This is a genomic window from Serratia sp. HNCC26DJ206, assembly GCF_057180605.1.
The window spans coordinates 61,840-75,405 of record NZ_JBXUGP010000023.1 but is presented as its reverse complement, the minus strand read 5'-3'; the positions used below and the strand labels follow the sequence as shown (position 1 = coordinate 75,405).

The window sequence follows — 13,566 nt, the reverse complement described above, 5'->3', positions numbered from 1 at the left end:
TTAAGAAAGTGTTCTTTAAACACTTGATTTACTACTATTAAGAGGGTTGTGTATGAAAAAGGTATTGTGTCCGGTATTAGTCGCGCTTGCTTTGTTCGGCGCTTCCAATTCCTGGGGAGCTCCTTTCGTTGCTCTCGGGGCAAAAGGTAAAGCGGTCGCTGTAGGGACCAGTGCTGTTGCCGTCGCTGCCGCGTGCGGTTTAGTTGCGGAAAACAAAGGTGGTGGGGAAGATGGCATCTCAATTACCCCTACTACCACGACGACTACCAGAACGAAATAAACAGTAAAAGAGTAACCGCATATAGCTACAGTGCTTGGTGTTGCAGGTAGTGAGCAGAGCCTGATGAGTTTAGTCGGGTCAACACTTCTTCTGCCGCAACTCCATGGACCAAAGACATAAACGCGGTTATTCTTTTTTTTATCTACGTGCCGGGATTGCTCAATTGCGCTATCTACCTTTGTTAATCATATGCTTATCCCTCCAGGCCTGTACCTCAGCCCAGAAAAACGTAAATGATGCAATTTATCATTTGGTGTTTGAGTCGTCGGACGTTGAACTGACAGACCAAGAAGTCCAGAGCCTCTCCAAGCCTAGTGCGTATGTCCGTATTGACGATCAGCTACAGATTGTGATGGTGCTCGGGGCGTTTGAAAACGGCGAAGAGAAATGGGTGAGTCAGGACCGTACTCTGATGACGTTAAGAAACGGGCGCGTGGTCAAAACGCTGGGGTGGAAGGATAATTTGCTCAGCGTGTCTAATCTTGAGCAGGATCCTTTGTCAGACCCACGGCGATTGGTCAATGGAGCACGCTGGTCATCGATGATCTCCTGGACGGAAGAAGGCCAGGCTCGTTCTGGTTACTCTGAATCCGTATTCCATCGATTAGAAGATAAACCTCTCGTTATTGGCGGTAAGAGCCAGAATTATCAGGTTATTGAAGAGACGGTTAATGTCGATGACTTGGGTAAAAGCTGGGTGAACCGCTTCTGGTTGGATCCGCAAACGGGCACGGTAGTTAAATCAGTGCAATTCATGGGCGCGGACTATTTCCCGATTGAAATTACATTATTGAAGCAGAGGCATAATGAAAAAAATTAATCTGCTTTTGAGTACGCTTCTGTGCCTTTCGCTGAATTCTGCCCACGCAGAAAGTCGAGTAACCGTGTTTTATCCGGACAAGGCGTCAGTCACGCTTAAAAATGTGCCCACGTTAGAGAACCTGGTGGTGGATAACCCGGCTTTGCAAGGCAAAATCTGGTGGTCAGGGGCGGCGATTGCCGTGCAGGGTGCGACTCAACTCCAGCAGCAGAAGCAACAGCAACTCTTAGCGCGCTTGAAGGCGTTAAGCGCGGTTTTGCGGCAGGATGACGATATGTCTTTGGCGGCAACGGTGGACGCGGTGCATTCGCAACTTGCTGAACTTAACGTCATCGGTCGCCTGTTTGTTCCGCTTGATCCTGACATGATCCGCTTAGATCCGGTGCTTGATCGTCGGCTGCAGGGCGAATATCAGCTCTATGTCGCACCAGAGCCGAAAAGCGTCAAGTTGTTGGGCGCATTGGCACCACATGGTAAACGTGATTTCTTACCGGGAAAAGATGTCAGTGACTACCTTACCGGGCTCCAGCCTCTTGAGGGGGCTGAACATGATACCGCCTGGATTATCACTCCCCAGGGTAAGGCGCAGCCTGTCCCTATCGCTTACTGGAACCGGCGGCATAATGAAATGACGCCAGGGAGTCTTTTATTTCTGGGGTTTGCCGTTTCCGCATTGCCTGACGATTTCAAAGACATCAACGAGCAAATTATTTCGTTATTGACGCACCGGATGCCAGACTGATGAAAAAACGTTACTTATTTAGCTTGGTTGCGCTGTCTGTCGCCAACGCGTGTCAGGCGGCCTCATATCCTGCCCCTCTGGGGCCCTCTCAGACTGACTTCGGCGGCGCTGGTTTGCTGCAAACCCCGACTGCGCGTATGGCAAAAGAGGGCGAGTTCAGTTTCAACTACCGTGATAATGATCAATACCGCTTTTACTCGATTTCTGTTCAACCGATGCCATGGTTGGAAACCACTGTCCGTTATACCGACGTGCGAACGCGAAAATACAGTAATGACCCTTCGTTCAGCGGTGACCAAACTTATAAAGACAAATCTTTTGATGTGAAATTACGTCTTTGGGAAGAAGGGTATTGGCTGCCTGAGATGGCTGTAGGGGTGCGTGACATCGGCGGTACTGGGTTGTTCGATGGTGAATATCTGGTGGCCAGTAAAGGGTGGGGGCCTCTCGATTTTACTTTGGGTATGGGATGGGGCTATCTGGGTAACAGTGGTAATGTCAGGAACCCATTCTGTGATGCCAGCGATCGCTTTTGTACGCGTGAAAATGTGCATACGACGACTGGCGGAACTGTCAGCCTCAGTGAATCTTTCCGCGGGCCTGCGGCGATCTTCGGCGGTGTGGAATATCAAACCCCTTGGCAACCACTGCGCCTGAAGCTGGAATATGAAGGGAACGATTATCAAGGTGATTTTGCCGGTAGACTCAAGCAAGACAGTAAATTCAACTTCGGCGCGGTTTATCGCGTAACAAATTGGGCCGACGTCAATATGAGTTATGAGCGCGGTAATACCTTTATGGCAGGGTTTACCTTACGCACTAACTTTAATGAATTAACACCTTCTCATGTTGATCAATCAAAGCCAGCTTATCAGCCTGAGCCTCAGGGCAGCGGGTTGCAGCAGGATGTGGTCGCCAACCAGCTTTCAGCGCTTGAAGATCAAGCGGGTTTCTCTGCACCTAAGATTCAGGTGAAAGATAATACGCTGTACATGACCGGAACCCAGTCCAGGTATCGCTATAGCGAAGATGGGGTCGAGCGGGCCAACATTATTCTGATGAATCATCTTCCAGAAGGTGTGGATACGCTGGCGGTGACCGAAACTCGTTATAATTTACCGCAGGTGACGACCAAGACCGATGTCAACAGTTTACGTGCGCAGTTAGAAGGATATCCACTGGGGCATGAACAAACGTTGCAGCAAAAACGTCTTGAACCGTTATTGCCAGAAAATACCGAGCAAGGTTATTACATTGAAAATGACAGGTTTGGTTTCAGCCTTTCACCGACGTTAACCCAGTCTGTTGGCGGTGCAGAGACATTTTATATGTATCAGATTGGCCTGTTGGGCAGCGCCAACTGGTGGGTGACAGACCATTTATTAACCAGTGGCAGTGTTTTTGCTAACCTGGCGAACAACTACGATAGATTTAACTATACAGCGCCACCTCCAGACTCCCAATTGCCACGTGTTCGTACGCATATTCGTGAATACGTTGGCAACGATGTGTATCTCAACGATCTCCAGGCCAACTACTTCCAATCTTTTGGTGATGGTATCTATGGCCAGGTGTATGGCGGATATCTGGAAAGCATGTTCGGCGGCGTCGGTGCGGAAATGCTGTATCGTCCGTTAGACACTGATTGGGCGGTCGGTGTTAATGCCAACTGGGTGAAACAGCGTGACTGGGAGGATATGATGCGTTTCGCTGATTATGATGCCGTTACCGGGCATGTCACCGGTTACTGGAAACCGCCTTTTGCTGATGGCGTGTTGGTGGCTTTGAGCGTAGGCCAGTATCTGGCTAAAGACAAAGGTGCGACGGTCGATCTGTCTAAACGTTTCGACAGCGGAGTTGTGGCGGGTGTTTACGCTACGTTTACCGATGTGACACGGGAAGAGTATGGTGAGGGTTCGTTTACCAAGGGTTTCTACATTTCCATCCCGCTGGAGTTGATGACCACTTCGCCTTCCCGCAGTCGTATGCAGGTCGGTTGGACCCCGCTTACCCGCGATGGTGGGCAAATGCTGGGCCGCAAATATCAACTGTATGGTTTGACGTCCGATCGGGATGTTCGCTTCCGTTAATCGTTTATCACTGCTCAATTTGGGGGATTTTTAATCCCCCAAAATCTCTCTGCTCCCCCATCGCTCACACTACTCACTCTTTTTGCTTCTGCTGTCCCCTGGCTTCAGCCTGAAATCACAGACATAAAAATGGCGGCCTAGCGCAGGCCGCCCAAGACACAGGTATTGATCAGATTAAAGCAAAGTACATCAAACGTATTGCAGTAGACAAAAACACAGGATTTAACACTTACCGGGCCCGGCATCACCGAACCTGGTAATTTATCAGCCTTTCACGCCGCCAGAAGTCAGGCCACCCACCAACCAGCGCTGTGCCAACAGGAACACGGCGGTAATCGGAATGGCTGACAGCACGGCGGCGGCGGCAAAGTCGCCCCACAGGTAGTTTTGCGGGTTCAGGTATTGCTGCATACCGACGGCCAGCGTGTAGCTGTTTACATCACGCAACAACAGAGAAGCGACCGGAACTTCGGTGATCGCCGCAATAAATGACAGAATAAACACCACCGCCAGAATTGGCACTGAAAGCGGCAGCAGCACCAGGCGGAATGCCTGCCACGGGGTCGCCCCATCCAGCGCAGCCGCTTCTTCCAACGAGTTATCGATGGTTTCGAAGTAGCCCTTAATCGTCCAGACGTGCAGCGCTATGCCGCCCATATAGGCAAAAATCACGCCGCCATGGGTATTCAGGCCGATAAACGGAATGTATTGGCCCAAGCGATCGAACAAGGCATACAACGCCACCAAGGACAAAACGGCCGGGAACATCTGGAAAATCAGCATGCTTTTCAGCAGGGTGCTTTTACCGCGAAAGCGCATGCGGGCAAAGGCGTAGGCGCAGGTGGTAGATAGCGTCACAATACCCACGGCGGTGATCGCCGCCACTTTAACCGAGTTCCACAGCCACAACAGCACCGGGAAAGGTGGCGGAGTGACAGTGCCGTCAGCATGGGTCACGCTCATACCGAGCGCCAACCGCCAGTGATCCCAGGAGATCTGATCCGGGATCAGGCTGCCGGTGGCGAAGTTCCCAGAACGCAGCGATATCGCGATAACCATCAGTAATGGGAACATAATTAAAGCAATAAAGCTCAGCATCAGAATATGGGTGATCAACAGACGCACGCGCTGTGATTTGGGTTGGACCATAGCCATTATCGTTCTCCCTTAGTCAAAATTCATCTTGCTGGCTTTCAGGTTCAAGATCGCCAGTGCGCCTACCAACAGGAAGATCAACGTAGCAATGGCCGCTGCCAAGCCAAAGTCCTGCCCGCCGCCGCCTTCAAAGGCGATGCGATAGGTGTAGCTCACCAACAGATCGGTATAACCGGCTGGCGTGGTGGTGCCAATCATGTCCGGCCCGCCACGGGTCAGCAGTTGGATCAGGACAAAGTTGTTAAAGTTAAAGGCGAAGCTGGCGATCATCAGTGGCGTCAGCGGTTTGATCAGCAACGGGAGCGTGATGCGGAAGAAGTTCTGCATCGGAGTGGCACCGTCCATCGCTGAGGCTTCGTACAAGTCGTCAGGAATGGCTTTCAGCAGCCCCATGCACAGGATCATCATGTACGGATAACCCAGCCAGGTATTGACGATCAGGATCATGCTCTTAGCGGTGATCGGATCGGTGAACCAGGCTGGTTTGATGCCAAACAGCGCGCTGAGCATCAGGTTGATCTCCCCGAAGCTCTGGTTGAACAGGCCTTTGAAGATCAGGATCGAAATAAACGACGGTACGGCATAGGGCAGGATCAGCAGCACGCGGTAGATCGCTTTGCCTTTCAGTGCTTCCCACTGCACCACGCAGGCCAGCACCATACCGACTGCGACGGTGAAAATCACGGTCAGCACCGAGAAAATAATGGTCCAGACGAAGATCGAGACGAAAGGCTTCTGAATGCCTTCATCGTTCAGCACGCGCAGGAAGTTTTTCCAGCCGGTGGTGACGGTATAGCCTGGGCTGAGGGTATCTTTCGCCCAACTGCCGTCGGCATTAATCGCCTGATAGAAACCGATCTGCGGATTAGGGCGATATTGGATCTGGGTCTGATTGTCGGTCAGTATTTTGCCGTCTTTGCCCAGCGTATAAAGAGGGCTGGTGCCTGAGAACTGGCGCAGAGAACTCATGCGCAGCTCACCGCCGTCCGGTAATTTTGCAACCATCAGGCTCAACGCCTGGCGGTTTTGAGTAATCACCCGCAGCGTAGCGCGCTCGCCGGCAGGGGAGGCACTTTCAGCGCTCAGTTTCAGCGTCTGCGGTTCACTGCTATTGAGACTGAACGGCTCAGAAATCAGTAATTGGCCGCTGTCCGGGTGGGTTAACTGCATCAGCCACTGCTGGTTTGCCGTCGGATAAAGCTCGAAGGTAAAAGTTTTACCGGTCTGGAATTGGCGTTGCATCAGTACCGACTGAGCCCGCTCAAAGGTTAACTGGTTGGTACTGCTGTAGTTGGTAAACGCGATGGCGATGGTGCAAATCAGCGGGAACAGGACGAACAGCCCCATCCCGGCGACACCTGGGTACACATAGCGCCAGGCATAGGCACGGCGATTGGCGAACACATACAGCCCGGCACTGACCAGCACCAGCGTCAGAATCGCGAACAGGTATTCTCCCTGTGCATACATCAACACAATCAGATAGCAAGTCACCAAGCTGAACAGGCCGACGAACAGCCATTTCAGAATGTCACTTTGCCACCACTTCGATTTTTTTCGCGCGGGCAAACCGGCGTGAGCTAATTGCATAGGGCATTCCTTTCTGGGGTATTACAGCGGGATGCTGACCGCATCCCACACAGCTTAAGGGCAAGGTGGGCACAGAGCCCACCGGTTGCCGGGTATTACTTGATGATACGGGCGTGTGCATCTTCCAGTGCGGCTTTCACCGTCTGGCGCCCGGTAATGGCGTTGATCACGGCACTGCGCATCGCATACCAGAAGGTGCTCATCTGTGGGATGTTCGGCATGATTTCGCCGTTTTGCGCGTTCTTCATGGTGGCAGCAATGCGTGGATCTTTCGCCAGATGCTCTTGGAACGATTTCAGCGCCACGGCACCCAGCGGCTTGTCTTTGTTGACGTCAGCCAGGCCCTGATCGGTGATCAGATAGTTTTCCAGGAATTCGGTCGCCAGTTCTTTGTTCGGGCTGGCGGCGTTGATGCCTGCGGTCAGTACACCGACGAACGGTTTAGACGGCTTGCCTTGGAAGGTTGGCAGCAGAGTCACGCCATAATTGATTTTACTCTGTTCGATGTTTGACCAGGCCCACGGGCCGTTGATGGTCATGGCGGTCTGGCCTTTATTGAATGCGCCTTCAGCAATCGAGTAATCGGTATCGGCGTTGATGTGCTTATTCTTCACCAGATCGACGATGAACTGCAAACCGGCCTGTGAGCCCGCGTTGGCTACGCCCACGTCTTTAACATTGTATTTGCCGTTTTCAAATTTAAAGGCATAACCGCCGTTGGCCGAGATAATTGGCCAAGTGAAGTAGGGTTCTTGCAGGTTCCACATGATGGCGCTCTTGCCTTTGGCGCGCAGCTCTTTATCCAGTGCCGGGATCTCTTCCCAGGTCTTCGGTGCGTCTTTGACCAGATCTTTGTTATAAATCAGTGACAGGGCTTCAACCGCGATCGGGTAACCGATCAGCTTGCCGTCAAAGCGAACTGCATCCCAGGTGAAAGGATAGATTTTTTCCTGGAAGGCTTTGGAAGGATGGATTTCTGCCAGCAGGCCAGACTGTGCGTAACCGCCAAAACGGTCGTGTGCCCAGAAGATGATGTCCGGGCCGTCACCGGTCGCGGCAACCTGCGGGAATTTCTCTTCCAGTTTGTCCGGATGCTCAATAGTCACCTTAATGCCGGTGTCTTTCTCAAACTTTTTGCCAACTTCGGCCAGGCCGTTATAGCCTTTATCGCCGTTAATCCAGATAACCAGTTTGCCTTCTTCAATTTTGGCAAAGGCAGAAGAAGACAGCACCAGCGTGGTTAAGGCCGAAAGCGCCAGCATGCGTGCGCTTTTTTTCATTCTGAGATTCATAATTCCATCCTTTATGTAGGCACTGCGGTAAGGAGAGCAATTTCGCGCTCATAGTGGGTCACAACCGGATACTTTCTCATCCTCCCCCCGTCTACGCCCCATGCCTGAGTAGTGTGATCCAGCTAACATTGCGCCCTATTCTGTGGTGTCAGGCACATAAAGGGGGGGCGATTTTTGCAAAGGAGATCACAGATTTGCCCTATGCTGGGAACTTCGACCGGGAACCGTAGTTCCCTCATCCTCCCATCTCCTCCCCCATGAAAAATCCTGTTACGGATGATTACCCCTTCTTGTCATTACCTCACTATCAGCAACATTGATTTTTTCGCCATGTACAGCAGGAACCCTGACTTATGTCGTTAATGCGTACTGCCACTCACCCGACGTTGTACCGGATCCATCCGGTCAGTTTCCGCGATGGAAACGGCGATGGTGTTGGTGATGTACCCGGCATGATGGCGGCGTTGCCCTATCTGAAGATGCTGGCCGTGGATGGCTTGTTGCTGCCGCAGGCGTTGCCACCAGAGGCCGGTGCGGAAGTGGCGGGGCACGGGTTGGCGCTCTGGCACAGCGAAGGGCCAAACCGTATCTGCCGCAGCGCAGCACCCGATCAGCACTATGCCCGTGGTGTGCTGGCGCTGGAGGTGATGCCATTCAGCGTTGAGAAACTGGTGGCGGTCCTTAATACCCACCGTCACCGGCTGGCGGAAAACGTCTGGAGTACCGGTGAAGCCGATCAGCCGCGCGTGGTCAGCCACTGGGGGCAGGGTGACCTGCGTTCCGCCCAGGCTTTTCTGACGTTGCTGGCGTTGCTGCCAGCCCCTATCTGCCTGTATCAGGGGGAAGAGCTTGGCCTGCCGCACGCAGCCGGTTTACAAGAGCCGCACGGCGCACAAACGCCAATGCCCTGGCACGAGGCCCCGGAGCAGGTAACTGCCGGTGAAATCCACTGGTATCAGCAGGTGGCTATCGAACATCGTGCGTTGGCGATCAGCCGCCAGCAGCATGACAACAACTCAACGTTACGTTACTGCCAGGCTTTGTTGGCTTTGCGCCAGTTGCCGGTGATTCAGCACGGTGAACTGAGTTCGGTCAGCCAGCAGGATGGCGTAATTCGTTTACTCATTACCCATCAGGATCAATGCCTTGAAGCGCTAATCAACCTGCAGCCATATACTCAGCCGGCCGTGCCGTCTGAGGCAACTATTCCTTTGGCTTGGCAGCACGGTGCGCAGCAAGAGGATCAGCAATGGGTTTTGGCGGGTTTTGCATCTGCCATTTTTACACGAAATGTTAACTGCGAAAGCAGGGGAGTAACGCATGGCTAGCGTCACACTGCGCAGCGTTTATAAGGCCTTCGGTGAGGCCGTGATTTCCAGGGACGTTAATCTGACCATCGATGACGGTGAATTTGTGGTGTTTGTCGGGCCATCGGGCTGCGGTAAATCGACGCTGTTGCGCATGATTGCCGGGCTTGAGGATATTACCTCCGGCGATCTGTTCATTGGTGAAAAACGCATGAACGAAGTGCCGCCTGCCGAACGCGGTATCGGCATGGTGTTCCAGTCCTATGCGTTGTATCCGCACCTGTCGGTGGCCGACAACATGTCGTTCGGTCTGAAACTGGCTGGGGCGAAAAAAGCGGAAATTACCCAGCGGGTCAACCAGGTTTCTGAAGTGCTGCAACTGGCGCATTTGCTCGATCGGCGGCCAAAAGCCCTGTCCGGCGGCCAGCGCCAGAGGGTCGCGATCGGCCGTACTCTGGTTGCTGAACCGGATGTGTTCCTGCTCGATGAGCCGCTTTCTAACCTGGATGCCGCCCTGCGTGTGCAGATGCGCATTGAGATCTCGCGCCTGCACAAGCGCTTGCAGCGCACCATGATTTACGTCACCCACGATCAGGTCGAAGCAATGACGCTGGCAGACAAAATCGTGGTGCTGGATGCCGGGCGTGTCGCTCAGATCGGCAAGCCGCTGGAGCTGTATCACTACCCGGCCAACCGTTTTGTCGCCGGTTTTATCGGCTCGCCGAAGATGAACTTCCTGCCGGTTAAAGTGACTGCCGTTGAACACAATAACGTGCAGGTTGAACTGCCGATGCCTAATCGCCAACTGGTGTGGTTACCGGTTGAGTCTGAGGGCGTCGTGGTTGGGGCCAACCTGTCGTTGGGCATTCGCCCTGAACATCTGTTACCGAGCTCCGAATCTGCGGTAGCGCTGATGGGCGAAGTGCAGGTCGTAGAGCAACTGGGTAACGAAACCCAGATTCATATTCAAATTCCAGAAATTCGTCAGAACCTGGTGTACCGCCAGAATGACGTAGTGCTGGTAGAAGAAGGTGCAACATTCGCTATCGGGTTGCCGCCTCACCGCTGCCATCTGTTCCGTGAGGACGGTACGGCATGCCGCAGGCTGCATCAGGAACCGGGCGTTTAAGCACGCATGCCGACAGGCAACTATAACAGGAGAATAATGATGACTACTCTGCGCAAACTTCCTTTGGCACTGGCTGTCGCCGCGGGAGTTTTATCTACGCAAGCAATGGCAGTGGATTTTCATGGTTACGCACGTTCTGGTATTGGTTGGACCGGCAGCGGCGGTGCACAACAGTGCTTCAAGGCTACGGGTGCCCAAAGCAAATATCGCCTTGGTAACGAATGTGAGACTTATGCGGAAATAAAGCTGGGTCAGGAACTGTGGAAAGACGGTGATAAAAGCTTCTACCTGGACTCAAACGTTGCTTACAGTGTCGATCAGGCCAATGATTGGGAAGCTACCAGTCCAGCCTTCCGTGAGATGAACGTCCAGGGTAAAAACCTGATTGCCGCATTGCCTGGTGCCAATATGTGGGCAGGTAAGCGTTTTTATCAACGTCATGACGTTCATATGATCGACTTCTACTACTGGGATATCTCTGGCCCAGGTGCAGGTCTGGAAAACGTCGATCTGGGCTTTGGTAAGCTGTCGTTTGCTGTGACTCGTAATACCGAAGCGGGTGGTTCTGCTGCCTTTGGTGATACCAGAACTGAGTGGTTTGTTGATCCGGTTTCAGGATTGCAGACACGCCAGGTCAGAAATACAGCCGATGTTTACAACGATGTCTATGACGTGCGTTTGGCAGGTATGGAAACCAACCCAGGCGGTACGCTGGAGTTAGGCGTTGATTATGGCAATGCCAACACTAAAGATGGTGTTGAACTGCAACCTGGCGCTTCGAAAAACGGCGTAATGGCCACTGCGGAACACACTCAGAGCATGCTCGGTGGCTTTAACAAGTTTGTTGTACAGTACGCCACGGACTCTATGACCTCATGGAACTCAGGCCACAGCCAGGGTGCCAGCGTCAATAACGACGGCCATATGCTGCGCTTGTTGGATCATGGTGCGGTGAAGCTGAGCGACGATTGGGAAATGATGTACGTTGGTATGTACCAGAATATCAATCTGGACAACAACAACGGCACCACCTGGTACACCGTGGGTATCCGCCCGATGTACAAATGGACTCCGATCATGAGCACCCTGTTTGAAGCGGGCTATGACAACGTCAAGTCGCAGAGAACCGATGAGCGTAACAGCCAGTACAAGCTGACCTTGGCCCAACAGTGGCAGGCTGGCGACAGCATCTGGTCACGCCCGGCACTGCGCGTTTTCGCCACCTATGCCAACTGGGATGAGAAGTGGGGCTATGACAACAATGGAGCTGCGGTCAATAACGGCGGCCGTGGTAGCGACAATGAAGTGACCTTCGGTGCGCAATTCGAAGCCTGGTGGTAAGCAATCTCGCAGCCGAACGTAAGTTCGGCTGCATCAACTTTTCGTTAATCTGTTTGGCTGACGCGTTCTTCTTGCCAGTTGCGCGTCAGCTTCCTCGCCTCTTTTCGAAAGGGCCATCACAATGAAAAAAAATCTACTCGCTTTTTATCTGTCACTGATTTGTGGTTCCGCACTGCCGCTGATGGCGCACGCCACAGCGTTTAACGCGCAGGCGGATGTCTCGGTTGCCCCGGCGATTGCCCATGACACGCTGCAAAAGCTGCCTTGGAAACCGGTAGTACCACCAGCCAGCGAAAGTTTTAAGATCACCGAGGCCAACCCGCAGGTTAGCCAAGGCGATATTCAGGGGCAGGTAGCCGCATTTACGTTGCCAGCGGATCGCGGTTCGCTGGAAATTACCCTCAGTAGCCTGGTGAACGATCGTAGCGTCTTTGCACCGAGCGTGCTGGTTCTGGATGAGCAAATGCGGCCCGCCGCGTTTTATCCCAGCAGTTATTTCCCGTATGAACGCGCGGGCGTGATGTCTGGCGATCGTTTGGAAGGCACGATGAAGCTGACGCCCGCTCTGGGGCAGAAACAGATCTACGTATTGGTGTACACCACCCGCCAGGATTTAGCGGCTACCACCCAACTCCTTGACCCGGCCAAAGCCTACGCTATGGGAGTAGGGAATGCGGTCCCGGATATTCCAGACCCAATTGCCCGGCACAGCCCAACGGGTGAGCTGAACCTGAAAGTGCGCTCAGAGCAAAATATGGGCAGCGTCATGATTGGCTTACCGCTGACAAACTCTTCAGCACCTGCACCGGTGGTGGTGGGTTCAACGGCACCAGCACCTGCTGCACCTGTCGCCGCCCCGGCACCTGCTGCTCCAGCAGAACCGATGCTCAATGACACCGAAGCCTACTTCAATAAAGGTATCAAACAGGCGGTTAAGGCTGGCGATATCGATAAGGCCTTGAAACTGATGAATGAGGCCGAAAAACTGGGTTCTACCACCGCACGCGAAACGTTTATTGGCAGTGTGAAAGGCAAGGGGTAATCCCCACGCTGCTGATGCTGGCTTGATGATTGGTGCGCCTCCAGCGCACCTTTTTTCCTGTGTGGCAAGGGCTTTTCCAATGGCTGTTCTTCCGTTTTACCCGTTCCCTTCCTGTTAAAAACTCTACTGATTTCACTGCGAATCAACCTGCCGCTTTCGGGTTTCTGCGTTACAATGACAATCTGTTAACGATTTGTAGGGTCAGGAACCGCCCGTCTGGCGTGGTTTCTGCCATGGAGTAGAACATGTCTGGCAATAGGGATTCCATCCTGCCGCCCATTGCGTGGTTGCCTGAAAACTCCCCGATACCCGCCGCCATTAGCGATTGGCTGATGGAGTTGGGTTCCATGACTCGCCGTTTTGAGCGCCATTGTGGCCTGGTGCAGGTCGAGCCCCAGCGCGAATGTTTCGTGACCTGCGAGCAGTTGGGCGAAGAAGCCGAACATTTACCTTACAGCGAGCGTTATTGGCTGCGTGAGATTGTATTGTTGGGGGATGGCCAGCCCTGGCTGTTGGGGCGAACGGTGATCCCACAGGAAACGCTGACCGGCCCGGATCAGGCGCTGGTCGATCTGGGCACCTTGCCGCTGGGCCGCTATCTGTTCAGCAGCAATACGTTAACTCGCGATTACATTCATGTTGGCCAGCAGGGAGAATTGTGGGCCCGACGTTCCCGCTTACGCCTGGCGGATAAACCACTGTTACTGACTGAACTGTTTTTACCGTCTTCTCCGCTGTATGCGGTGTAGGACGGTATTCCGGCATAATAAGGGGAGAA

The 13,566-nt window shown here is 53.2% G+C and carries 13 protein-coding genes; 9 read left to right on the top strand and 4 right to left on the bottom strand.

Going from position 1 to position 13,566, the window contains the following annotated elements:
- Positions 1–52 precede the first annotated feature (52 nt).
- The 4 genes from AC2A1E_RS16315 (at position 53) to AC2A1E_RS16300 (ending at position 3,932) form a co-directional block, all read left to right on the top strand.
- Positions 53–280, top strand: coding sequence for an exopolysaccharide production protein YjbE (locus tag AC2A1E_RS16315; protein ID WP_484384613.1), 228 nt, complete (start codon positions 53–55; stop codon positions 278–280).
- A 103-nt stretch (positions 281–383) separates the two neighbouring features.
- A complete protein-coding gene (locus tag AC2A1E_RS16310) occupies positions 384–1,100 on the top strand; it encodes a YjbF family lipoprotein (protein WP_484384612.1) in 717 nt (238 codons plus the stop codon).
- The gene (locus AC2A1E_RS16305) at positions 1,087–1,842 is read left to right on the top strand and encodes a capsule biosynthesis GfcC D2 domain-containing protein (protein ID WP_484384611.1); all 756 of its coding nucleotides are present in this window, start codon (positions 1,087–1,089) and stop codon (positions 1,840–1,842) included. Before AC2A1E_RS16310 ends, AC2A1E_RS16305 begins: the two co-directional genes overlap by 14 nt.
- Positions 1,842–3,932: a YjbH domain-containing protein gene (locus AC2A1E_RS16300; RefSeq protein WP_484384610.1), complete on the top strand. Its 2,091-nt coding sequence runs from the start codon at positions 1,842–1,844 to the stop codon at positions 3,930–3,932. Before AC2A1E_RS16305 ends, AC2A1E_RS16300 begins: the two co-directional genes overlap by 1 nt.
- A gap of 264 nt (positions 3,933–4,196) precedes the next feature.
- On the opposite strand, the gene malG is transcribed toward AC2A1E_RS16300, so the two are convergent.
- The 3 genes from malG to malE all read right to left on the bottom strand — a co-directional run bounded on the left by malG (position 4,197) and on the right by malE (position 7,969).
- Complete coding sequence (gene malG / locus AC2A1E_RS16295) at positions 4,197–5,087, bottom strand: maltose ABC transporter permease MalG (RefSeq protein ID WP_459400284.1); 891 nt, start codon at positions 5,085–5,087, stop codon at positions 4,197–4,199.
- Positions 5,088–5,099: 12 nt separating this feature from the next.
- Positions 5,100–6,677 carry a maltose ABC transporter permease MalF gene (gene malF, locus AC2A1E_RS16290; protein ID WP_484384609.1) on the bottom strand — a complete coding sequence of 526 codons (1,578 nt, stop codon included), beginning with the start codon at positions 6,675–6,677 and terminating at the stop codon, positions 5,100–5,102.
- A gap of 95 nt (positions 6,678–6,772) precedes the next feature.
- Entirely contained in the window at positions 6,773–7,969 is a 1,197-nt protein-coding gene (gene malE / locus AC2A1E_RS16285; RefSeq protein ID WP_484384608.1) for a maltose/maltodextrin ABC transporter substrate-binding protein MalE, read from the bottom strand.
- Between the two features lie 353 nt (positions 7,970–8,322).
- Here malE and AC2A1E_RS16280 point away from each other — a divergent pair, with 353 nt between their 5' ends.
- The 4 genes from AC2A1E_RS16280 (at position 8,323) to malM (ending at position 12,788) form a co-directional block, all read left to right on the top strand.
- Positions 8,323–9,297: an alpha-amylase family glycosyl hydrolase gene (locus AC2A1E_RS16280; RefSeq protein WP_459400281.1), complete on the top strand. Its 975-nt coding sequence runs from the start codon at positions 8,323–8,325 to the stop codon at positions 9,295–9,297.
- Positions 9,290–10,405 (top strand): maltose/maltodextrin ABC transporter ATP-binding protein MalK, encoded by a 1,116-nt coding sequence (gene malK / locus AC2A1E_RS16275; protein WP_473189617.1) that lies wholly within the window; start codon positions 9,290–9,292, stop codon positions 10,403–10,405. The genes AC2A1E_RS16280 and malK overlap by 8 nt, the downstream gene beginning before the upstream one ends.
- A 36-nt stretch (positions 10,406–10,441) precedes the next feature.
- The gene (locus AC2A1E_RS16270) at positions 10,442–11,746 is read left to right on the top strand and encodes a maltoporin (RefSeq protein WP_484384607.1); all 1,305 of its coding nucleotides are present in this window, start codon (positions 10,442–10,444) and stop codon (positions 11,744–11,746) included.
- A 121-nt stretch (positions 11,747–11,867) separates the two neighbouring features.
- Positions 11,868–12,788: a maltose operon protein MalM gene (gene malM / locus AC2A1E_RS16265; RefSeq protein WP_484384606.1), complete on the top strand. Its 921-nt coding sequence runs from the start codon at positions 11,868–11,870 to the stop codon at positions 12,786–12,788.
- A gap of 169 nt (positions 12,789–12,957) precedes the next feature.
- Here the strand turns inward: malM and AC2A1E_RS16260 are convergent, their stop codons facing one another.
- On the bottom strand, positions 12,958–13,137 hold the full coding sequence (locus tag AC2A1E_RS16260; RefSeq protein ID WP_484384631.1) for a hypothetical protein: 180 nt from the start codon (positions 13,135–13,137) through the stop codon (positions 12,958–12,960).
- Between AC2A1E_RS16260 and ubiC the strand changes: the two genes are divergently transcribed.
- Positions 13,076–13,537 carry a chorismate lyase gene (ubiC, locus tag AC2A1E_RS16255; RefSeq protein WP_484384630.1) on the top strand — a complete coding sequence of 154 codons (462 nt, stop codon included), beginning with the start codon at positions 13,076–13,078 and terminating at the stop codon, positions 13,535–13,537. The genes AC2A1E_RS16260 and ubiC overlap by 62 nt on opposite strands.
- The last annotated feature ends 29 nt before the right edge of the window (positions 13,538–13,566 follow it).